Annotated in this window: 20 protein-coding genes; 10 read left to right on the forward strand and 10 right to left on the reverse strand. The window is 33.4% G+C overall.

The annotated features are described in order from the left end of the window. The first annotated feature begins 9 nt into the window (after positions 1-9). From WFZ85_RS09325 to WFZ85_RS09335, 3 genes are read left to right on the forward strand one after another with little or no spacing between them, the layout of a single operon-like run. Entirely contained in the window at positions 10-693 is a 684-nt protein-coding gene (locus WFZ85_RS09325; RefSeq protein WP_342696024.1) for an SCO family protein, read from the forward strand. After that, the gene (locus WFZ85_RS09330) at positions 686-1,279 is read left to right on the forward strand and encodes a DUF420 domain-containing protein (RefSeq protein WP_342696025.1); all 594 of its coding nucleotides are present in this window, start codon (positions 686-688) and stop codon (positions 1,277-1,279) included. The genes WFZ85_RS09325 and WFZ85_RS09330 overlap by 8 nt, the downstream gene beginning before the upstream one ends. Beyond that, positions 1,269-1,550, forward strand: coding sequence for a hypothetical protein (locus tag WFZ85_RS09335; RefSeq protein ID WP_342696026.1), 282 nt, complete (start codon positions 1,269-1,271; stop codon positions 1,548-1,550). The genes WFZ85_RS09330 and WFZ85_RS09335 overlap by 11 nt, the downstream gene beginning before the upstream one ends. Before the next feature lie 48 nt (positions 1,551-1,598). Here WFZ85_RS09335 and WFZ85_RS09340 read toward each other — a convergent pair whose 3' ends face one another. Further along, positions 1,599-2,981, reverse strand: a complete 1,383-nt coding sequence (locus tag WFZ85_RS09340) for a DUF4403 family protein (protein WP_342696027.1) — start codon at positions 2,979-2,981, stop codon at positions 1,599-1,601. A gap of 163 nt (positions 2,982-3,144) precedes the next feature. On the opposite strand from WFZ85_RS09340, the gene WFZ85_RS09345 reads away from it, so the two are divergent. Genes WFZ85_RS09345 through tsaB form a run of 3 tightly spaced genes read left to right on the forward strand, consistent with a single transcriptional unit; the run spans position 3,145 to position 6,484 of the window. After that, positions 3,145-4,476 carry a TolC family protein gene (locus WFZ85_RS09345; RefSeq protein WP_342696028.1) on the forward strand — a complete coding sequence of 444 codons (1,332 nt, stop codon included), beginning with the start codon at positions 3,145-3,147 and terminating at the stop codon, positions 4,474-4,476. 3 nt (positions 4,477-4,479) lie between these two features. Further along, positions 4,480-5,811 (forward strand): efflux RND transporter periplasmic adaptor subunit, encoded by a 1,332-nt coding sequence (locus WFZ85_RS09350; RefSeq protein ID WP_342696029.1) that lies wholly within the window; start codon positions 4,480-4,482, stop codon positions 5,809-5,811. A 13-nt stretch (positions 5,812-5,824) separates the two neighbouring features. Next, complete coding sequence (gene tsaB, locus WFZ85_RS09355; RefSeq protein WP_342696102.1) at positions 5,825-6,484, forward strand: tRNA (adenosine(37)-N6)-threonylcarbamoyltransferase complex dimerization subunit type 1 TsaB; 660 nt, start codon at positions 5,825-5,827, stop codon at positions 6,482-6,484. 82 nt (positions 6,485-6,566) lie between these two features. Here tsaB and WFZ85_RS09360 read toward each other — a convergent pair whose 3' ends face one another. From WFZ85_RS09360 to WFZ85_RS09375, 4 genes are all read right to left on the reverse strand, one after another. Next, the gene (locus WFZ85_RS09360; RefSeq protein ID WP_342696030.1) at positions 6,567-7,391 is read right to left on the reverse strand and encodes a thymidylate synthase; all 825 of its coding nucleotides are present in this window, start codon (positions 7,389-7,391) and stop codon (positions 6,567-6,569) included. 90 nt (positions 7,392-7,481) lie between these two features. After that, on the reverse strand, positions 7,482-8,111 hold the full coding sequence (locus WFZ85_RS09365; protein WP_342696031.1) for a bifunctional nuclease family protein: 630 nt from the start codon (positions 8,109-8,111) through the stop codon (positions 7,482-7,484). Between the two features lie 190 nt (positions 8,112-8,301). Continuing rightward, complete coding sequence (locus WFZ85_RS09370; protein WP_342696032.1) at positions 8,302-9,270, reverse strand: electron transfer flavoprotein subunit alpha/FixB family protein; 969 nt, start codon at positions 9,268-9,270, stop codon at positions 8,302-8,304. 74 nt (positions 9,271-9,344) lie between these two features. Continuing rightward, positions 9,345-10,091, reverse strand: a complete 747-nt coding sequence (locus WFZ85_RS09375) for an electron transfer flavoprotein subunit beta/FixA family protein (protein WP_342696033.1) — start codon at positions 10,089-10,091, stop codon at positions 9,345-9,347. A gap of 243 nt (positions 10,092-10,334) precedes the next feature. Between WFZ85_RS09375 and WFZ85_RS09380 the strand changes: the two genes are divergently transcribed. Together WFZ85_RS09380 and WFZ85_RS09385 are read left to right on the forward strand one after the other, a co-directional pair. Further along, on the forward strand, positions 10,335-11,312 hold the full coding sequence (locus WFZ85_RS09380; RefSeq protein WP_342696034.1) for a pyruvate dehydrogenase complex E1 component subunit beta: 978 nt from the start codon (positions 10,335-10,337) through the stop codon (positions 11,310-11,312). 59 nt (positions 11,313-11,371) lie between these two features. Beyond that, complete coding sequence (locus WFZ85_RS09385; protein WP_342696035.1) at positions 11,372-13,858, forward strand: DUF5686 and carboxypeptidase-like regulatory domain-containing protein; 2,487 nt, start codon at positions 11,372-11,374, stop codon at positions 13,856-13,858. Between the two features lie 32 nt (positions 13,859-13,890). On the opposite strand, the gene WFZ85_RS09390 is transcribed toward WFZ85_RS09385, so the two are convergent. Further along, positions 13,891-14,604, reverse strand: coding sequence for a glycosyltransferase family 2 protein (locus tag WFZ85_RS09390; RefSeq protein ID WP_342696036.1), 714 nt, complete (start codon positions 14,602-14,604; stop codon positions 13,891-13,893). Between the two features lie 186 nt (positions 14,605-14,790). On the opposite strand from WFZ85_RS09390, the gene WFZ85_RS09395 reads away from it, so the two are divergent. Beyond that, complete coding sequence (locus WFZ85_RS09395; RefSeq protein ID WP_342696037.1) at positions 14,791-17,259, forward strand: sodium-translocating pyrophosphatase; 2,469 nt, start codon at positions 14,791-14,793, stop codon at positions 17,257-17,259. A 150-nt stretch (positions 17,260-17,409) separates the two neighbouring features. On the opposite strand, the gene WFZ85_RS09400 is transcribed toward WFZ85_RS09395, so the two are convergent. From WFZ85_RS09400 to WFZ85_RS09415, 4 genes are all read right to left on the reverse strand, one after another. Then, the gene (locus WFZ85_RS09400) at positions 17,410-17,745 is read right to left on the reverse strand and encodes a hypothetical protein (RefSeq protein WP_342696038.1); all 336 of its coding nucleotides are present in this window, start codon (positions 17,743-17,745) and stop codon (positions 17,410-17,412) included. 185 nt (positions 17,746-17,930) lie between these two features. Then, positions 17,931-18,320, reverse strand: coding sequence for a hypothetical protein (locus WFZ85_RS09405; RefSeq protein WP_342696039.1), 390 nt, complete (start codon positions 18,318-18,320; stop codon positions 17,931-17,933). An 882-nt stretch (positions 18,321-19,202) separates the two neighbouring features. Next, the gene (locus WFZ85_RS09410; protein ID WP_342696040.1) at positions 19,203-19,817 is read right to left on the reverse strand and encodes a deoxynucleoside kinase; all 615 of its coding nucleotides are present in this window, start codon (positions 19,815-19,817) and stop codon (positions 19,203-19,205) included. Beyond that, the gene (locus tag WFZ85_RS09415) at positions 19,817-20,611 is read right to left on the reverse strand and encodes a hypothetical protein (protein WP_342696041.1); all 795 of its coding nucleotides are present in this window, start codon (positions 20,609-20,611) and stop codon (positions 19,817-19,819) included. The genes WFZ85_RS09410 and WFZ85_RS09415 overlap by 1 nt, the downstream gene beginning before the upstream one ends. Positions 20,612-20,769: 158 nt before the next feature. Between WFZ85_RS09415 and WFZ85_RS09420 the strand changes: the two genes are divergently transcribed. After that, entirely contained in the window at positions 20,770-21,663 is an 894-nt protein-coding gene (locus WFZ85_RS09420) for a GLPGLI family protein (RefSeq protein ID WP_342696042.1), read from the forward strand. The last annotated feature ends 3 nt before the right edge of the window (positions 21,664-21,666 follow it).

Genomic DNA, 21,666 nt, shown 5'->3' on the forward strand with positions numbered 1-21,666 from the left:
ACACATAAAATGAAGAATAAATCATACATAGGATTGTCTTTTATCATATTAGTTTTTGGAATTATTTTTATTCCTAGAATAGTTGATAGAATTAAAAGTGGCACCGTTGTTCAAGGAGACAGAATTGACGCCGTTTCAAATCATCACGAAAATGAAACAGGATTAGTTCTTATTGGTAGAGCACCAAAATTTGAATTGACAGACCAAAACAATAACATCGTAACAAACGAAACTTTTAAAGGCAAGGTTTATGTGTTAGAATTCTTTTTTTCTACTTGTCCTACTATTTGTCCTATTATGAATAAAAACATGGTTACTATTCAAAATACGTTTTTTGGTAATCCTAATTTTGGTATTGCATCTATTTCAATCAATCCTGAAAATGACACACCCGAAGTTTTAAAAGAGCATGCATCAGTGGTTGGTGTTAAATCGTCAAACTGGCATATGCTAACCGGTAAAAAGGAGTATATCTTTAACATTGCTAACAAAGGTTTTAATCTTTATGCCGGAGAGAATAAAAATGTTAATGGCGGATTTGAACATTCTGGTTTGTTTGCATTAATTGATAAAAAAGGAAATATTAGATGCCGAAATGACAAATTTGGCAATCCAATCTTGTACTATGACGGTTTAGAAAATGAGGGTGTTAAAGCTATTACAGAAGACATAAAAAAATTATTAAATGAATAAGCAAAGCACAGAAACATTAGAGAATAAATTCAAGGCGCCGATAGTTGTCGTTTCTGTTATTATACCTATTGCAGTTGCTGTTTTATTTTCAGTAAAGCTCAAAGATTTTGGAATTGACGTGGAACCTTTATCTTTTTTACCGCCGATTTATGCAACTATAAACGCATTAACAGCTCTTGTATTAATTATGGGAGTGATTGCAATAAAAAATGGAAACAGAAAAGTTCATGAACGTCTTATGACTACTGCTATTGCGTTTTCAGTTTCTTTTTTAGTGATGTATGTTGCCTATCATATGACAGCTGACTCCACTGTTTTCGGCGATTTGAATACAGATGGAATTTTGGACGATACAGAAAGAAAACACGTTGGTTCGATGCGATATGTTTATTTGTTTATTTTACTTACTCATATTCTGCTTTCCATTATTATCATTCCGATGGTTTTGTTTACGTATGTCAGAGCATTATCTGAGCGTTTTGATAGACATAAAAAACTAGCTAGAATAACTTTTCCAATATGGTTATATGTAGCAGTAACAGGTGTTGTTGTTTATTTACTTATTTCACCTTATTATGCAAATTAAAGAGCAAAGAGAAAAGAACAAAGCGAAAAGACTTGTTTTCAGTAAGACAACATTCCTTTTTCTGTTCTCTGTTTTCTATTCTACAATAGTTAGCGCACAATGCGCTATGTGTCGGGCTTCGCTTGAAAGTTCGGGCGATAAAAATAAGGTAGAAGCTGTTAATGATGGTATCGTTTTTTTAATGGCAATACCTTATGTACTTGTGGCAGTTATAGGTTTTGTGGTTTATAAAATGTATTATAAAAAAGGTACACCTACCGTATCAAAATAATTTTGGTCTTTTTTGAGCCTTTAAAATGCGTTGTGCTGAATTTTAAAATTAGTCCATTCCATCTATTTTTACATTCATCTTTCCTGTTGCGATTATAAATGCAATCATGGCTTTATCGGTCACTTCTACTTTTTCAAACTCAAATTCATTCAAAGTTCCGTTGACAAAAACACCTTTCATGGGTGAGTAATTATTCAAATAGGGCAGCAAACTTTTTTTGCCTTCTTCCAAATTTTCTTTAATCGAATAACGACAATTTTCTTGGATTTTTTTCAAAATAATACCTTGTAATAACCAATTGGCAGTTTTGGTTAACATTCCTTTTGTATTTAAAACATAATCCATCTGATTGAAATATATTTCTTTGGTTGCAGCATTATAATTGGGAATTCCCGATAAATAAATCGAGCCGTTTATACTTCCAGTCATATCAAGTGCAATAATTATTTTTCCGTCTTTTTGCCACAATTCTACTTTTTGTACTACAATTTTTTTACTGCCGCTCGCAAATTCTTTCCCTTGAAAGTTAGACGATATAATTTTTGAAGCACTATCATATGTGGAAATGGCGGCAATATTTGCAGTTACTTTTTCAGGAACTTTTGCTACTGTTTTAAACTGTATGGCATTCCTTTCAAAACTATTATTAGGTTTTACACCTACCATGGTTTGCATATTACATTTTAAACCTAAATCCATATTGATTTTATTTTTTCCCAAAACAGCATCGGTTACATAAACTTCTACAGGAATAAGTTTAAACCAAGTTTGATATTGTTCACTGGTTAAAAAAGGCAAGCTCATTGTGTTTAAAACATCAAGCACATAGGGTTTAAAGTCGCATGATTTTTCAATGGCTTCATCGATTTTTCTTGAAACCGTTGATTTAAAGATGGATAGTGTAGGGTTAATAATATAAGTAATTGGTATTTTTTTTCCAGCTACAAGAATTGTTGGACTTTCTATCCACATGAAATCTTCAATTTTAGAATTGGTTGTCATTTTCCAATTTGATAATTTTACGTCACTCAGTAAAATGATTGTTCCGTTTAAGTTTACTTCTCTTGTGTCATTCAAACCCATAAAATCAGTACCGTATTTGAACTTTGCCCAAATCTTCAAGGGAAGTACTGATTGGATTTTGCCATCCTTTTCAATTAATTTTATTGGTGCGGTTTTCCAAATTTTCATTTCTGTTTTATCATCCTCTAAATTCGTGTCATCATATATTTGGCCATTTAATGTTTTATTTAGTTGACTTTCAATTTCTTTTAATGAGATTTCTAATGGCATATTAACAAACGAAGTTTTGGTTTTAAACACCATTGGAACATCATTAGATGGAAGTGGTTTTAATGATTCGATTTTTTGATTGGTTGAACAACTAGAAAATAAAATCGAAAAAAGTAAAATGATTGAAATAGACTTCATGTGGATACTTATTTATTTTTGGCAAAAATAAACTTAAAAAAACTAAAAATTATGTAACAATATTACGAAAGGTAAGTCTAAAGTTAAGTGTCGTTCTGTATTTTTTAAACACAAAAATGATATATTTGTTTATTATAAAAATTTGGGTAAATCCCTTCTTACTATGAAAAATAGCATTTACTTATTATTTTTATTCTTCTTTGCCCTTGGTGGAATAAAGTCTAATGCACAAGAAAAAAAGTGGACGCTTGAAGAGTGTATTACCTATGCATTGGAGAATAATATATCCATAAAACAATCTGAACTAGATTTAAAAATTTCTGATGTAGAAAAATTAGAAGCTATCGGAAATTTTTTACCATCATTAGCAGGCTCAGGAAGTTATGTGGTAAATACTGGAGCAAACATTAATCCAGTCACCAACCAGTTTGAAAACGAAACATTCAGATCGGCTTCTGCAAATATTAATTCAGGAATAAATATCTACAACGGATTAGCCAATTGGAAAACCTTGCAACGTGCAAAAATCAATAAAATTTCTAATACCTATAGACTTAGCAAAATGCAGGACGATATCATGCTATCTATTGCGAATTCTTTTTTGCAGATTTTATTTAATAAAGAACAGCTTAAGGTTTTAAAAAATCAAAATAAAATCACCAAAGAAAATTTAGCTAGAACCAAAGAATTAATCGAAGCAGGAACTCTTCCAGCAGGCGATATTTTTGATTTGCAAGCGACAGATGCTAGCCAAGAACAACAAATAATCACTGCCGAAAATACGTTGCTGATTTCAAAATTGGGTTTAGCACAAACCTTATTGCTAAAGGATTATGCCAATTTCGATGTTGCCTATGACAATATGGATATTCCCGCTACAACCATTCTCAGCGAAACACCCGATGCTATTGCTGCAAAAGCAAAAGACGTGGTAAAAGAAGTGAAAATTGCGGCTGCTAATTTAGAAGTGGCAAAAAAGGATGTGCAAATTGCAAGAAGTGCTTATCAACCTACATTGTCTGGATTTTTGGGATATAACACCCGTTTTGTTCAAAGCAACCCTCAACCGTTGATAACACAACTTTATACTTTTGACGGAACAAATTTAGGGTTACAAATAAATGTTCCTTTGCTTAACGGATTTGCAACTCGAGGAAGAGTACAGAGAAGTAAAATTAACCAAGAACGTTCGAAATATTTATTAGAGCAAGCTGAACTTGATTTAGAAAGAACCGTTTATCAAGCGTATAACGATTTGTTAAATGCAAAGAAAACGTATGAAGCGGCAATAAAAACCAAAGAAGCCCGAAAATTTGCATTCGATTTTTCAAAGGATCGTTATGATGTAGGTTTACTCAATTCATTTGATTTTAATCAATCGTCGCTTCTATATGAAAATGCACAATCAGAAGTAGTAAGAACAAAGTATGATTACATTTTTAGAATAAAATTATTAGAGTTCTATTTTGGAATCCCCATCATTCAAAAACCATAAACCATGTCAAAAAAGAAAATTTATATTTTAATCGGAATTATCCTTTTATTAGTTATCATATTAATTACTCTCAAGTCAAAAGGGATTATTGGAGCAAATGACGACTCAAAACAAGTAGAAACAGGAACTGTTGACGAAATAACAATTATTGAAACAGTCTCTGCAACAGGAAAAATTCAGCCAGAGATAGAAGTAAAAATATCTTCCGAAGTTTCCGGAGAAATCATTGAGTTGCCTGTCAAAGAAGGCCAAATTGTAAAAAAGGGACAACTATTAGTGAAAATTAATCCTGATTTGTATGTTTCGGGTTATAATAGAACGGTTTCCAACTTATCTGGAACAAAAGCAGGTTTAAGTCAAGCTGATGCTACTTTTAAAGAAGCAAAAGCCAGTTATGACCGAAGTAAAACATTGTTTGAAAAAGGAGTCATTTCAAGATCGGAATGGGATAGAGCTATTGCAACTTTTGAAGGCGCAAAGGCTAGTAAAGAGTCGGCCTATTTCAATGTTCAAAGTGCCAATGCTACTGTGAAAGAAGCCAAAGACAATCTCGGAAGAACTACAATTTATGCTCCTGCTGATGGAACTATTTCTTCACTAGGCGTTGAGCTTGGAGAACGTGTTTTAGGAACACAACAAATGACAGGAACAGAACTTTTGCGTGTTGCTAATCTTGACAACATGGAGGTTGAAGTAGATGTAAACGAAAATGATATCGTAAAAGTTAGCATAGGTGATAGTACAAATATTAGTGTTGATGCCTATTTGAAAAAGGAGTTCAAAGGGATTGTAACCAGTATTTCTAACTCTGCAAGTTCAACAATTACCGCAGATCAGGTAACAAATTTTAAAGTTAAAGTACGAATTCTTAAAGAATCATATTTAGACTTAATTGAAGGAAAACCTTCCAGCTATTCACCTTTCAGACCAGGAATGACAGCTACTGTTGATATAATTACTAAAAGAAAAGAAAAAGTTTTAGGCGTTCCTATTAGTTCAGTTGTCATAAAGTCTGATACTGCGGCAACTAAATCTTACGAAGTTAAAGAGGAGAATGTTGATAAAAAGGTTACTGTTAAAAGCGACAAAAAATATGAATGTGTTTTTGTAAAAGTGGGCAATAAAGCTAAAATCAGAGTAATTAAAACCGGAATTCAAGATGATACAAATATCGAAGTTGTTTCAGGATTGAAAAAAGGCGATATAATTATCATTGGTCCATATACTACTGTTTCTAAAGACTTGAATTCTGGTGATAAAGTGTCTACCAATAAAAATTCCGACAAGGGTAAAAAGGGAGATGACGATAAAGACGCAACTGCATCTTCGCAATAACAGCTTCAAGTCATTGGTCTATATTTTAAACATAGAAACAGCAACTAGAAATTGTTCAGTTTCATTAGCAAAAAACGGAGAAACTGTTTTATGTAAGGAAATAGCGGAACTGGGATATTCCCACGCAGAGAAATTACATGTTTTTATTGAGGAAATTTTAAATGAAGCAAGCATCAAAGTGCAAGACTTGAGCGCTGTCGCTGTGAGCAAAGGTCCAGGTTCTTATACCGGATTGCGTATCGGTGTTTCTGCTGCAAAAGGGTTGAGTTATGCGCTTGGTATTCCGCTTATTTCAATTGATACTTTACAAGTTTTGGCAAAGCAAGTGAAAGGTAAAAGCGGAAAAATTATACCTATGATTGATGCACGAAGAATGGAAGTTTATAGCGCAACTTTTGATGCTAATCATCAATATTTAAAAGAAGTACATGCCGAAGTTTTAACTCAAAATAGTTACAACGATGAAGATGATGTAATTTATTTCGTTGGTGATTGTCAAGAAAAATGTCAAACTGTACTTACCAAGGATAATTTTATATTTATTCCAGAGATTATTTTTCCTTCAGCACACGAAATGAGTGAAATAAGTTTTGAAAAATATAAGGCAAACATTTTTGAAGATGTCGCTTATTTTGAACCGTTTTACTTGAAAGATTTCTTACTTAATAAATAAAAAATTCGTTACGCATTATCCTCTAGCCTTTTAAATTAAATGAGGCTAAGTATTTAACTTTAATTCTCGTAGTTCATGAATTTTATACCGCAACGATGCCTTTTATATGCGGATGAGGATCGTAACCTTCGAGCTTAAAATCATCAAAAGTAAAGTCGAAAATATTTTTTACAGCAGGATTTAAAATCATTTTTGGTAATGGTTTTGGTTCGCGTGACAGCTGTAATTCTAATTGTTCAAAATGATTATTGTATATGTGTGCATCACCAAAAGTGTGTATAAATTCGCCTACTTGCAAATCACAAACTTGTGCTACCATCATTGTTAATAAAGCATAGGAAGCGATATTAAATGGAACGCCTAGAAAAATGTCGGCGCTTCGCTGGTATAATTGACAACTCAATTTACCATCGGCTACATAAAATTGAAAAAAGGCATGACACGGTGGCAAAGCAGCCTTATTATTGGCTACATTTTCAGCAAATGTTTTGGTTGTATCAGGTAAAACAGAGGGATTCCATGCAGAAACTAACATTCTTCTACTATTTGGATTTTTCTTTAGTGTTTCTATAATCTCAGCTATTTGATCAATTTCCTCACTGTTCCAGTTGCGCCATTGATGACCATAAACTGGTCCTAAATCTCCATTTTCATCAGCCCATTCGTCCCAAATTTTCACCCCATTTTCTTTAAGATATGCTATATTAGTATCGCCTTTTAAGAACCATAACAATTCGTAAACAATCGATTTTAAATGTAGCTTTTTTGTAGTAACCATGGGAAAACCTTCATTTAAATCAAATCGCATTTGATAACCAAATACACTTTTAGTTCCGGTTCCTGTTCTGTCTCCTTTTTGACAGCCATGTTCTAAAACGTGCTTCACTAAATCGTGGTATTGTTTCATGGTTTAAATTAAATTAATTGAAAAAATATAAAAAATCAAAAAAGTATCTACTATTAGTCTTAAACCTTTAACTGTATACTCGTAACCAATTTAAGATTCTCTTTTCGATATCTCGTCTCGTATTCTTGCTGCTTTTTCGTAATCTTCCTCTTGAACTGCAATTTCCAACAAAGCATGAAGTTCAGATAAACTTAATTTTGAATAGCCTTCACTCGGTTCTTTTCCATCACTATCTAAGCCAAATGTTTCAGGATTAGAGAGAACACCATCATCGTCATTACTCTGGTTTTCTATTTCTGAGGGATTAGTGTTAAGGTAAATTCCAGCTTTATCTAAAATATTTTTATAAGTAAAAATCGGCGCGTTAAAACGCAATGCTAATGCTATCGCATCAGAAGTTCGAGCATCAATTATTTCTTCTATTTTATCTCTTTCACAAATAATGCTTGAATAAAAAACACCATCAACCAATTTGTGAATGATAACTTGTTTTACCACGATATCAAATCTATCTGCAAAACTTTTAAATAAATCGTGAGTTAATGGTCTAGGTGGTTTTATTTCTTTTTCCAAAGCTATAGCAATAGACTGTGCTTCAAATGCACCAATTACAATTGGTAATTTACGTTCGCCATCTACTTCATTTAAAATTAGAGCGTATGCTCCATTTTGTGTTTGGCTATAAGAAATGCCTTTTATAGTTAGTTTTACTAAACTCATGGATTTAATTATGTATAAAGCATTGATTATAAGTATCAAAACTTTTAATTAGTTAGTGCATAAAAAGTAATGCAAAGTAACAAAAACTTTTCGCTTCTAAAAATTCAAAATTGTAAAAAAACAAAATTCCAAACTCCAATTGTTTTAGTAATTGGAATTTGGAATAAAATTGTTTTTATTGGAGTTTAGTTTATGCGTTTTGCGCTTTAAAGTCCTTTAACTTCTGTGTTAATTTTGGCAAGATTTCAAATGCATCACCTACAATTCCATAATCGGCTACTTTGAAGAAAGGTGCTTCAGCATCAGAATTGATAACAACTTTAACTTTCGAGGAATTAACTCCAGCAATATGTTGTATTGCACCTGATATTCCAACGGCGATGTATAAATTAGTTGCCACTGGTTTTCCTGTTTGACCCACATGTTCACTATGTGGACGCCATCCTAAGTCTGAAACTGGTTTTGAACAAGCCGTTGCAGCACCAAGAACTCCAGCTAAATCTTCTAATAAGTTCCAGTTTTCTGGACCTTTTAATCCACGGCCACCAGAAACAACAACATCAGCATCAGCGATAGTAACTTTTCCAGTTGACTTTTCAACCGAATCTACTTTCACATTAAAATCGTTTTCATTCAAACTTGGATTAAAAATTTCTTCAGCAAGAGTAGCAGCGCTTTCAAAAACACCATAAGAGTTTTTGGCTAAGCTTAATAGCTTAACGTCAGTTGAAATTTCGGTGATATTGAATGCTTTATTTGAGAAAGCGGTTCTTTTTACTTGAAATGGAGCCATTGAAATGGGTAATCCTACAACATTTGATGCAAATCCTGCTTCTAATCCTACAGCTAAGAATGGTGCTAAATACAAACTATCTGTTGTAGAAGATAGTAAAATTAATTTTGCATTTTCTTTTTGCGCAGCTTGTTTGATTACATCAGCGTAAGCTTTAGCATTAAAGTTAGATAATTGATCGTGCGATACTTTTAGAACTTTATCGACACCATATTTTGATAAATCAGAAACACTTTCTGCATTAACAGTAACAGCTGTTACGGTTGTTCCAAGGGTTTCAGCAACTTTTTTTGCATAGGAAGCTAATTCAAAAGCAACTTTTTTGAATTTTCCATCTGCCGATTCTGCGTATATTAGTATAGACATAATTTTATTTGTTTAAGGTATAAAGTTTCAAATTTAAGGTTTTGTAGCCATAAACTGAGACCGAATATTGATTACTAAATCACTTTTGCTTCGTTATGTAATAGATTGATTAATTCATCCAAATTATCTGCCGAAATAAGTTTCACTGCAGATTTTGGAGCTGGTTTCTCAAATTTAACAGCTTTTGTGTTGGTACTAGCAACTACAGGTTCAAGAACAGTTAAAACTTTTGTTCTTGCGGTCATAATTCCCCTCATGTTAGGAATGCGCAAGTCTTTTTCTTCTACTAATCCTTTTTGACCGCCAATTACAAGAGGCAATGAAGAAGAAATAATTTCTTTTCCACCATCAATTTCTCTTGATGCTTTCGCATTGTTTCCTTCAATAGTAAGTTCTGTACAAGAATTTACAAAGTTGTAATCCAATAAGCCAGCTAACATGCCTGGAACCATTCCACCATTATAATCTAATGACTCTTTTCCGCAAATTATCAAATCATAATTTCCAGATTTCACCACTTCAGCTAATTGTTTTGCAACAAAAAAACCATCTGTTGGCGTTGCGTTGACACGAATGGCTTCGTTTGCACCAATTGCCAATGCTTTTCTCAAAGTAGGTTCGGTATCTGGTCCACCAACATTTACTACTGTTACATTCGCACCTTGTTGTTCTTGAAACCAAATAGCTCGAGTTAATCCGAATTCGTCATTAGGATTGATAACATATTGAACACCATTGGTATCAAATTCAGAATCTCCATTAACAAAATTAATTTTTGATGTAGTATCAGGCACATGACTGATGCAAACTAATATTTTCATATGTATTAAGTGTTCGTTGAAAAATGAAGTACAAAATTAGTACAATAATTTTAATTATATACTATGCATGCATAATATTTTTTCAGTATTATATCGATTTCGTATGCTGTTATTTTTCACCAAAATGAGTTAACGTTGCTTTCTCGTAAATAGACGTTGTTATTTATCACTTAAATAGCTTTTTTAATCATTTTTAATTTTTATTTTTGTCTTTCAAATTTTGACAGTAATATAATCATAAATATGAGAACGATACAATTTAGAGAAGCGATTGCCGAAGCGATGAGTGAAGAAATGCGTCGCGATGAAACTGTTTATTTAATGGGTGAAGAAGTAGCCGAATATAATGGTGCTTACAAGGCATCAAAAGGAATGCTAGATGAATTTGGGCCAAAAAGAGTAATCGATACACCAATTGCTGAGCTTGGTTTTGCTGGAATAGCCGTTGGTTCAGCTATGAATGGTTGTCGTCCTATTGTTGAATACATGACTTTCAATTTTTCATTGGTAGGAATTGATCAAATTATCAACAACGCTGCCAAAATGCGTCAAATGTCAGCGGGACAATTCCCAATGCCCATGGTTTTTCGTGGACCAACAGCTTCTGCAGGACAGCTTGGAGCAACACATTCACAAGCTTTTGAAAATTGGTTCGCCAATACTCCAGGTCTAAAAGTAGTAGTGCCATCAACTGTGTATGATGCCAAAGGGTTATTAAAATCGGCAATTCGTGACAATGACCCCGTTATTTTTATGGAAAGCGAACAAATGTATGGTGACAAAGGAGAAGTTCCAGAAGAAGAATATACAATACCACTTGGTGTAGCTGATATTAAAAGAGCAGGAACTGATGTAACGATTGTTTCGTTTGGTAAAATAATTAAAGAAGCTATTATTGCTGCCGATGAATTAGCACAAGAAGGAATTTCCTGTGAAATTATAGATTTAAGAACAGTTCGTCCAATGGATTATGATTGCATTATCAATTCGGTTAAAAAGACCAATCGTTTAGTAGTTTTAGAAGAAGCGTGGCCTTTTGCGAGTGTTGCTTCTGAAATCACTTACATGGTTCAAGAAAGAGCTTTTGATTATCTTGATGCACCAATACAAAGAATTACTACTGCCGATACACCTGCGCCATATTCTCCAACTTTGTTAAAAGAATGGTTACCTAACGCTCAGGATGTTATCAAAGCAGTAAAAAAAGTTACCTACAAGTAATATTTTATTTAACTATATTTGAACTTCATCAAAATATTTTTTGATGAAGTTTTTTTTCTATGAAGAACGTAATTTTTATCACATTCTTACTAGCGTTTGTAAATTCGATAGCTGCACAAACAAAAGTGAGTGGAATAGTTGTGGATAATACAAACCAACCTGTTCCATATGCTAACATTGTATTTAAAGGATCAAAAACGGGTGTTGTATCTAACGAAGATGGAAGATTTTATATTGAGTCGCCTGATAATTATTCTTTTTTAACTGTCTCGTTCGTTGGTTTTCCAACTAAAGAAGTTAAACTTCCAAAGCAAGTGAATTATGATTTTAAAATAGTAATGAGCGAAGGCAATAGCTTAAATGAGGTTGTAATATTTACCGGTAAAACTTCTAAAAAAAACAATCCTGCTCTTGATATTTTGCGTAAAATTTGGGAAAGAAGACGCAAGAATGGGCTAAAAATGTTCAAACAATATCAATATGATAAATACGAGAAAGTCGAATTTGATATGAACACTATTGACAGTGCGTTTATGACAAATAAAATTTTCAAAGGAATGGAGTTTGTCTTCAAGAATGTGGATACTTCAAAAGTTACCGGAAAAACGTACTTGCCTATTTTTATCAATGAAACACTATCAGAGTTTTATGGTGATAACGAAACAAAAAAAACAAAAGAAATACTTAAAGCCAATAAAAATTCAGGTTTAGGAAGTGGTGATGGTGTAAATGCTTTTATAAAAGATTTGTATACAGACTTTGATGTTTATGAAAATTATTTAAAATTTTTTGATAAAAGTTTTACAAGTCCGTTATCAAAAACGGGAATTGATGTTTATAACTATGTGTTGACTGATACAGCAGTTATAGACAATAAATTATGTTATAACATTGTCTTCTATCCGAGACGAAAAAGCGAACTTACTTTTAAAGGCGATTTTTGGGTCAACGACACTACTTTTGCCATCAAAAAAATTAATATGGCGGTGACAAAAAGTGCCAACATCAATTGGGTAAAAGATATTTATATTGAGCAAGAATTTGAAGTGCTCAACGACTCAGTTTTTCTTCCAACCCGTGATTATATGATGTCTGACTTTGCATTGAATAAAAAAGAAAAATCAAAAGGAGTTTACGGTAAGCGAAGCACATTGTATAGAAATTTCAAGTTTAATGAAAAAAAGCCAGATAAATTTTTTAAAGACGAAGTAAACTATATTGACAATTCCGTCTACAATAAGTCTAATGACTTTTGGACTGAAAACCGCTTTGAAAAGCTCAGCAAAGATGAAGTTGGAATCTATAAATTGATTGACACGCTCAAGAATGTAAAGCGCTTCAAACAAGCCTATAAATTGATATCTATTTTAGGAAGTGGCTACATTGAATTTGATAAATACAATTTTGATTTTGGGCCTATTTTTTCCTCCGTTGGTTTTAACGAAGTGGAAGGTTTTCGCCTTAGAGCTGGTGGAAGAACTTATTTTGGACCAAATGATCTATGGCGATTGCAAGGTTTTACAGCTTATGGAATAGATGATAATAAGTTCAAATATGGCATTTCAGGAAAGTGGATGGTTAATAAAAAGAACAGGATAATTATTCTCGGTGGAAATAGAAGAGATATTGAACAAATAGGTGCAAGTTTAACCACCACAAACGATGTTTTGGGTAGAAGTTTTGCCTCGTCGGCACTTTTTACCACCGGAAATAATGGGAAACTCACTAATATAAATTTGAGCACAGTGGCTATTGAAATGGAACCTGTTAAAAATTTAATTTTTCAGCTTGGTTTTTCCTATCGTACATTAGAGTCGGCATCGCCCACATTCAAGTTAGATTATTTTACAGACGACACTTTTACAACTACCAGAAGCGATGTAAAACAATCTGAAATAAATATTCAAGTGGAGTATACTCCTAAAAAGAAAACCGTTGGTTATGGAGTGGAACGATTAGAAATTGACAATCGTTATAGTCGCTTTTTTGTCAATTTTAGTCAAGGTTTTAAAGGCGCTATCGATAGCGATTTTGAATACCAGAAAATACAACTTTATTACAAACAACCTATCGTCATTGGAGCAATTGGTCGCTCCAATTTAATCATGGAATTGGGGAAAACATTCGGGCAAGTGCCTTTAGGGTTGATGAGTATCGTGCCAGGAAATCAAACTTATTTTACCATTGAAAATACTTTTAATAATCTCAATTTCTATGAATTCGTAGTAGATCAATATACAACCTTACAATGGGAACATGATTTTCAAGGTAAAATATTTGCTCGTATTCCACTTTTGAGAAAATTAAATTTAAGAGAAATTGTTGGTGTACGAGGTGTTTACGGTTCTGTTTCAGATGAAAATAAAGCCATAAATGCATCTGGATTAGTCTATGTAGCACCCGAAAAACCCTACTGGGAATATAGCGCTGGAATTGGGAATATTTTCAAAGTTTTCAGACTCGATTTTACGTGGAGAGGAAATTATAGGGATGTTCCTGAAACAAGTAATTTTACGATTAAGGGTTCGTTTGGGTTTTACTTTTAATAATAAAGTAAATTGTGCAGAAAAAGTTCTTTCTACAAACCATATTTTATGATGCAATAAATCGCACGAAAACCATCTTTCCAGTTAATTTTTTTTCCTTCTTCAAAAGTTCTTCCATAATAACTAATGCCCACTTCATAAATTCTAATTCCAGGAATACGAGCCACTTTTAAAGTGACTTCAGGTTCAAAACCAAATCGTTTTTCTTTGAGATCTAATGATTTTAAAATATCTGTACGAAACATTTTGTAACAAGTTTCCATATCGGTTAGGTTCAAATTGGAAAACATGTTGCTTAAAAAAGTTAGAAATTTATTTCCAATGCTATGCCAAAAGAAGAGAATTCGATGCGGTTTTCCACCCATAAAACGACTTCCGTAAACAACGTCAGCAACACCATCAATGAAGGGTTTCAGTAATATATTGTATTCTTGTGGGTCATATTCTAAATCAGCGTCTTGTATAATTATTAATTCACCAGAAGCGTGTTTTATGCCAGTATGCAATGCCGCACCTTTACCTAAATTTTTAGTATGTTGCTCTAAAACAATTTTAAGTTCGGGATTGTTTATGATATAGTTTTGGATACTCTCGTTTGTGTTATCATTACTACAGTCGTTTACAACAATAACTTCTTTACTAAAATCATTGATAAGTTTTACCGCTTTAATCTTATCCAATATTCTATATATAGTTGCACCTTCATTGTAGGCAGGGATTATAATTGATAAGGTTTTGTTTTCCATTCAACGTTACATTTATTCGTCAAAAATAGTTTTTTTCTTAATCTAGCAGTAATTTAATATTCTTATACTGCAATATCAAACAGAAGCATGTATATCAATTGAACTAATATTCCGTGCTATATTGTTTTTATTTGTTAAAGTTTTGTTACTTTTGCGACCGATAAATTTTTAACAAAAATTATTTTTATGGAATCAATGATGATTTATGTGCCTATCGCAATGGCATTAATTGGATTAGCTTTTATGAGCTTTAAAAGGGCTTGGGTTTTAAAACAAGACGCTGGCGATGGCAAAATGAAAGAGATATCAGATTATATTTATGAAGGTGCTTTAGCATTCTTAAAAGCAGAATACCGCTTATTAGCAGTTTTCGTTTTGATTGCAAGTGCTGTTTTGGCTGGTATTACCTTTTTACCGGGTGTTAAAACGCATTTGTTTATAGTGATTGCTTTCATTTTTGGCGCTTTCTTTTCGGCTTTAGCGGGAAATATGGGTATGAAAATAGCAACCAAAACCAATGTTAGAACTACACAAGCTGCTCGTACAAGTTTACCACAAGCATTAAAAGTTTCTTTTGGTGGCGGAACAGTAATGGGATTGGGAGTTGCAGGTTTAGCTGTTTTAGGTTTAACTGGCTTTTTCATTATTTTATTTAGATATTTTATGCCTGGCGGTGTTTGGACAAATACTGAGGATATGACTATTATTCTTGAAACATTGGCTGGTTTTTCTCTTGGAGCAGAGTCAATTGCTTTGTTTGCCCGTGTTGGTGGTGGTATTTATACAAAAGCTGCTGACGTTGGTGCTGACTTAGTTGGTAAAGTTGAAGCTGGTATTCCAGAGGATGATCCAAGAAATCCTGCTACAATTGCCGATAACGTAGGTGATAACGTAGGTGACGTTGCCGGAATGGGTGCCGATTTATTCGGTTCTTATGTTGCAACAGTGTTGGCTGCAATGGTTCTAGGTAACTATGTTATTAAAGATATGGGCGGAAAAATCGATGATGCTTTCGGTGGAATTGGTCCAATTTTATTACCAATGGCTATCGCTGGTTTTGGAATTTTATTTTCAATCATCGGAACAATGCTAGTGAAAATTTCAAGTGATGATGCTAAGGAAAAACAAGTACAAGGTGCATTAAACATCGGTAACTGGGTTTCAATTATTTTAACGCTGATTTCTTGTTTCTTTTTAGTGAAATATATGTTGCCAGAGACTATGACCATGGAATTTTATGGTGAAGGGTTAAAAGAAATTTCTTCAATGCGAGTTTTTTATGCAACAATCGTTGGTTTAGTAGTAGGTGGAGTTATTTCATCGGTTACTGAATACTATACAGGATTAGGTACAAAACCAGTTTTGGCTATTGTACAAAAATCGGCAACTGGTGCAGGAACTAACGTAATCGCTGGTTTAGCAACAGGTATGATTTCTACGTTCCCAACAGTATTATTATTTGCCGGTGCAATTTGGGCTTCCTATGCTTTTGCTGGTTTTTATGGTGTGGCTTTGGCTGCTTCTGCAATGATGGCTACAACAGCTATGCAATTAGCGATTGATGCTTTTGGACCAATTTCTGATAACGCAGGTGGAATTGCTGAAATGAGTGAATTGCCGAAAGAAGTTCGTACTCGTACCGATATCTTGGACTCAGTTGGTAACACGACAGCGGCAACAGGAAAAGGTTTTGCTATCGCTTCTGCTGCATTAACTTCATTAGCTTTATTTGCTGCATATGTAACGTTTACAGGAATTGATGGAATTAATATTTTCAAGGCGCCAGTATTAGCGATGTTATTCGTTGGTGGAATGATACCAGTGGTGTTTTCTGCATTAGCAATGAACTCTGTTGGTAAAGCAGCAATGGATATGGTATATGAAGTGCGTCGTCAGTTCAAGGAAATTCCAGGAATTATGGAAGGAACTGGAAAACCAGAATATGGTAAATGTGTTGAAATTTCTACCAAAGCAGCGCTACGTGAAATGATGTTGCCAGGTGTTCTAACTATTGGTTTCCCTATTGCGATTGTATTGTTAGGTAAATTAGTTTATGCTGATAATAATCAATTAATTGCTGAAATGCTTGGTGGTTATATGGCTGGAGTTACGGTTTCTGGTGTACTTTGGGCTGTGTTCCAAAACAACGCTGGTGGTGCTTGGGACAACGCTAAGAAATCATTTGAAGCTGGCGTTATGATTAATGGCGAAATGACTTTTAAAGGTTCTGATGCGCACAAAGCAGCAGTTACCGGAGATACTGTGGGTGATCCGTTTAAAGATACTTCTGGTCCATCGATGAATATTTTAATTAAATTGACTTGTTTAATTGGATTGGTAATTGCTCCAATTTTAGGAAGTGGTGTTCACGGTGAAGATAACAAAACTACTGCTATGGCAGCCTGTTGTACAGAAATGACCGCAGCTTGTGCATCAATGTCTAAAGAAGAGTGTGTTGCCAAAGGTTGCACAAACACTACATGTGAATATATGACAGCAAAAACAGAAAAATGTGATATGAGCAAATGTGCTACGATGACAAAGGAAGAATGTGCTGCCATGTGTGATAAAAACGGTTGTTCTGCTGAAGAGAAAGCGAAGTGTATGGCAATGTATGATGAAACTGGAAAGTTTATAGGAGAAACTGCCGAATAAATAAAATAGTAGTTTACGCTATCAAAATAAAAAATGCTTCCTAGATTTAGGAGGCATTTTTTATGCTTAGTTTTGTTTTTTAATTAAATCAATGCCTTTAAAGAAAGTAATCAAAATAAGTTATTGTTTGACTTCCGCATAGCATTTTTTCTATTTCTGATATTCCGTAAAGTTTGGTTCAAAACTCGTGAAATAATACAAGACAATTATCATAGCACAAACTAATATAACCATCAAATTTTGTTTAAAAAACTTAAAGAATGATGCTAATAACACTCCAATTGTCAATATTATACCTTTCACTGCATAAGGCTCAAAAAGTTCAAAAGCCAAATATTTTGGAATTAATGGATTTGCCAAATTCAATTTAGTCTTATAATAAAAAGCGAAAACATATAGTAAATGAAGTAATGCAAGTGTTATTAAGCCGTTGGCAGTTTTGGCTGTGTTTACATTGCTGTTTATTTCTTTTAATCTTTTTAGCATTTTTCCTTTTATATACTAATTTTCTCGTTAGGCTGAAATCGACCGTCAACGTTTCGTGCTTAGTGGCTTTTGCGAAACCAGCGAACTTCGTACTTTCAGCTAAAATAAAAAGTTTTATGTGAAAAATAGAAGTAAAGCCAAGAAAATCTGGCAATAGCGAGAAATCGCTGTTAGTGGCTGGCTTTTTAGTTTATTAAGACACGTTTCACCTCTCCGTTATTTCTAAAATACTTGTAGGTTTCAAAGTTTGTTTGACGATGTAAAATTTCAATAGATTGGTTTTTTGATAGTAAAAATTCTGCAAAATCTTTTAAATTAATATCGTATCCATCTTCTCTTTCTATGACGTGATTTAATTTTCTATTTTGAAATCTAATTCTACTAAAACTTTGACTTCTTTGTTGATCAATAAATTCATATTTTCTAATTTTTTCATAGTTAAGCTCACATTTATTTTTTCCGTTATGAAATTCGATAATTGTTTCTTTGAAAATTAATAGATTAACGTCCATATTTATTTTTAAAAAACAAAAAATTATTGCGGCAATTGAAACTCCTACAGATATTCCAGCCAAAATTTGACTTTTTCCAAGTAGAATAAAAAAAATGATAATTTCGATGAGTACAATCAAAGAAACCAAATTGTATCTTTTTATCGAATTTATCCTTCCAATATATATTGATTTCTCGTTCATATGTTTATGGCTTACCGCTAATTAAAGACTCCCGCTATAAACCATCGCTTCTAAACCCTTACTTGGCGAGATTAGCGCTACTTTGTAGCGTATACACATCAAATATAACTAATAATTTTCTTGCCAATCAACCTAATACTTTGTTCGTTTAGTTAACACCTTTTTCGCCTGCTTGCGCTCGAGCCCTTTTGGGTGGTTTATCCAAGTAACTAGTACAATTTGCAGCTACATATCGTTGCTGCTCTATTAACAATATCATACATCCAACTTGTTTTATACCTATACCGCGCGAGGGATGGTATATATCCAACTTGTTTTATACCTATACCGCACGAGGGATGGTATATATCCAACGTGTTTTATACCTATACCGCATGAAGGATGGCATATATCCAACGTGTTTTATACCTATACCGCACGAGGGATGGTATATATCCAACTTGTTTTATACCTATACCGCACGAGGGATGGTATATATCCAACTTGTTTTATACCTATACCGCGCGAGGGATGGTATATATCCAACGTGTTTTATACCTATACCGCATGAAGGATGGCATATATCCAACTTGTTTTATACCTATACCGCTCGAGGGATGGCATATATCCAACTTGTTTTATACCTATACCGCAATAGAGATGATATAACACAGCTGGGAAGAAAATGATTACTCGTTTAGCCCCGATTGAAGCTAGCTGCCATGCAGCGCGAAAAGCGGGAATAGGGAAAGTAAAAGTGCGCAAGCCATTGGCTCCTAATTGTTAAAACAATCCGTTCAACTCGGCATCAATTCTGTTAATTACCGTTCCTAAATCCTCGGGATTGTTGACAAAATCGATATTATCTACATCGATGATGAGTAGTTTTCCTTTGTCGTAATTAGAAATCCATGCTTCGTAGCGCTCGTTTAATCGGCTGAGGTAATCGATAGAAATGGTGTTTTCGTAGTCGCGGCCACGTTTGTGAATTTGGGAAACTAAATTAGGAATGGAACTTCGCAGGTAAATCAATAAATCGGGTGCCGCTACTAAGCCTTCCATTAATTCAAAAAGGTCGGAATAGTTTTGAAAATCGCGATTGGTCATTAATCCCATAGCGTGCAAATTAGGAGCAAAAATGTGTGCATCTTCATAAATGGTTCTGTCCTGAATGATGTTTTTGCCGCTTTCGCGAATTTGTAGCACTTGACGGAAACGAGAGTTTAAGAAATAGATTTGGAGGTTAAAACTCCACCGCTCCATTTGATGGTAAAAATCATCCAAATAGGGATTGTCTACTACGTCTTCAAAATGGGGTTCCCATTTAAAATGTTTGGCTAAAAATCGGGTTAATGAGGTTTTTCCTGCGCCTATGTTTCCTGCTACCGCTATGTGCATTATGGTAATTTTAATTTAAAGTTTTTAACTTGTTGGTTGGTAAAAATAGCTAAAATTTGGTCTTTGTAGTGAAATTTTTGGAACGATTTCTCAACAATTTCTATTTCGTAAATGGCTTTCGATTTGTTATTCAAACAATAGAGGGTATTGTCTTGTGAAAATAATAATTTGTCGGTATCTATAATCTGAATATTTTCCCAGGGTGGAATATTGGCCAATAAAATCACTTTACCAAAAATATCAATAGCAAACCAATTGTTGTTATCGTCTATCCAATAAAAATTATTAAAATCAGATTGTGTATATTTTATGTTTTCCTGAGTTGGATTTCCTATGTTTTTAAAGGTGTTATTTAAATAGTTAAACAACAGAATTTGCTGGTTTAAGGAGTTGTAAATCCAGAATTGATTTTGAGAAGCCATGCCTATCTGAGAGGCAAAAATAGTTTTGTCAATGTCAAAAAGATTGATTTTTTGAATTTCATTTAACTGATTGTCTAAGATGATTATGGTATTAAAATCTTCATAAAAAACAATTATTTTTAAAGGATTTATATAATCTACTGAAGTAATTTTTCCTAGTGGCACGTTTTTATATTCCCATATTTGACCTTCATAATGCTTACTAAAAACATTATTTTTTATAAAATAATTACTGCCAAGTCCATCAAATCCGAGATAAACTTTATCTTCTAATTTTTCAGAAGTAAGCAAAGTGGTTGCTAGCCTTTGGTTTTGGCTCCAAACCATTATTTGGCAGCTAAGAAAAAGAAATAAAAAGTGGTTTTTCATCATAGCGCTAATTTACACGTTTCTAAATAGATTATAACTGTTGCAAAGTAATATTTTAACAAAAAATTGGTAACATCTAGCGCATTGTTTCGTCATATTTGTTTTTTAAAGTCAACATTACGAAATTTAAACTTAACAAATACCTAAACCAATCGATTGAAATGAACACTAAAAATCTTTATACCATTGCGCTCTTTTTTTCAATATTTGTTGTTCATGCTCAAAAAGACTTTCAAGGAATGGCTGTTTATGAGTCAAAGACCAGTACTTCTGATTTTAAATCGAGAATAGAGGGAAATAAAAACATCACTCCCGAAATGCAAAAAATGATTGAAGAAAGAATGAAAAAGATGTTTGAAAAAACGTTTTTCCTCAATTTCGATAAATCGGCTTCCATCTATAAAGAAGAAGAAAAATTGGATGCACCAGGTCAAGGTCAAGGCGGAATGCGAATGATGTCTTCGTTTATGGGTGGCGGTGGCACCTATTACAAAAATGTAAAAGAGAAAAAATATACTGTTGATAAAGAATTTATGGGCAAAGAATTTTTGATAAAAGACTCTTTGATAACGTATAAATGGCAATTGAGTTCTGAGACAAGAGTTATTGGCGGGTATAATTGTTTTAAAGCTACGGCTGTAATTCCAGCCAGTAAAACCGATTTCAGAAATTTTAAAGCCAAAAAGAAAGAAGAAGTTAAAGAAGGCGAAGCTAAAAAAGAGGAAAAAGAAAAAAGAACCAATTTCATGGATGATTTTGAGTTGCCTAAAGAAATAACAATAACAGCTTGGTACACACCTGAAATACCCATAAACCAAGGTCCAGAGGGGTATTGGGGTTTGCCAGGATTAATATTAGAAGTTAACGATGGTAAAACCGTAATTCTTTGTTCTAAAGTTGTTTTGAATTCGAAAGACAAAGTCGAAATCAAAGCACCCAATAACGGAAAAGAAATATCACAAAAAGACTATGACGAGACGGTGACCAAAAAGATGGAAGAGATGAGCGAAATGGGACGAGGACAAGGCGGTTTTCAAATGAGAACAACACGATAAGTA

The organism is Flavobacterium aureirubrum, from assembly GCF_038739835.1.
Classification (GTDB): domain Bacteria; phylum Bacteroidota; class Bacteroidia; order Flavobacteriales; family Flavobacteriaceae; genus Flavobacterium; species Flavobacterium aureirubrum.

Excerpts from the sequence above, each read along its gene's own strand:
- WFZ85_RS09340 (WP_342696027.1), bottom strand. The coding sequence starts at position 2,981 with ATGAAGTCTATTTCAATCATTTTACTTTTTTCGATTTTATTTTCTAGT.
- WFZ85_RS09330 (WP_342696025.1), top strand. The coding sequence starts at position 686 with ATGAATAAGCAAAGCACAGAAACATTAGAGAATAAATTCAAGGCGCCG.
- WFZ85_RS09335 (WP_342696026.1), top strand. The coding sequence starts at position 1,269 with ATGCAAATTAAAGAGCAAAGAGAAAAGAACAAAGCGAAAAGACTTGTT.
- WFZ85_RS09410 (WP_342696040.1), bottom strand. The coding sequence starts at position 19,817 with ATGCACATAGCGGTAGCAGGAAACATAGGCGCAGGAAAAACCTCATTA.
- WFZ85_RS09325 (WP_342696024.1), top strand. The coding sequence starts at position 10 with ATGAAGAATAAATCATACATAGGATTGTCTTTTATCATATTAGTTTTT.
- WFZ85_RS09385 (WP_342696035.1), top strand. The coding sequence starts at position 11,372 with ATGAAGAACGTAATTTTTATCACATTCTTACTAGCGTTTGTAAATTCG.
- WFZ85_RS09395 (WP_342696037.1), top strand. The coding sequence starts at position 14,791 with ATGGAATCAATGATGATTTATGTGCCTATCGCAATGGCATTAATTGGA.
- WFZ85_RS09360 (WP_342696030.1), bottom strand. The coding sequence starts at position 7,391 with ATGAAACAATACCACGATTTAGTGAAGCACGTTTTAGAACATGGCTGT.
- WFZ85_RS09420 (WP_342696042.1), top strand. The coding sequence starts at position 20,770 with ATGAACACTAAAAATCTTTATACCATTGCGCTCTTTTTTTCAATATTT.
- WFZ85_RS09365 (WP_342696031.1), bottom strand. The coding sequence starts at position 8,111 with ATGAGTTTAGTAAAACTAACTATAAAAGGCATTTCTTATAGCCAAACA.
- WFZ85_RS09350 (WP_342696029.1), top strand. The coding sequence starts at position 4,480 with ATGTCAAAAAAGAAAATTTATATTTTAATCGGAATTATCCTTTTATTA.
- WFZ85_RS09345 (WP_342696028.1), top strand. The coding sequence starts at position 3,145 with ATGAAAAATAGCATTTACTTATTATTTTTATTCTTCTTTGCCCTTGGT.
- WFZ85_RS09390 (WP_342696036.1), bottom strand. The coding sequence starts at position 14,604 with ATGGAAAACAAAACCTTATCAATTATAATCCCTGCCTACAATGAAGGT.
- WFZ85_RS09415 (WP_342696041.1), bottom strand. The coding sequence starts at position 20,611 with ATGATGAAAAACCACTTTTTATTTCTTTTTCTTAGCTGCCAAATAATG.
- WFZ85_RS09380 (WP_342696034.1), top strand. The coding sequence starts at position 10,335 with ATGAGAACGATACAATTTAGAGAAGCGATTGCCGAAGCGATGAGTGAA.
- WFZ85_RS09370 (WP_342696032.1), bottom strand. The coding sequence starts at position 9,270 with ATGTCTATACTAATATACGCAGAATCGGCAGATGGAAAATTCAAAAAA.
- WFZ85_RS09400 (WP_342696038.1), bottom strand. The coding sequence starts at position 17,745 with ATGCTAAAAAGATTAAAAGAAATAAACAGCAATGTAAACACAGCCAAA.
- WFZ85_RS09375 (WP_342696033.1), bottom strand. The coding sequence starts at position 10,091 with ATGAAAATATTAGTTTGCATCAGTCATGTGCCTGATACTACATCAAAA.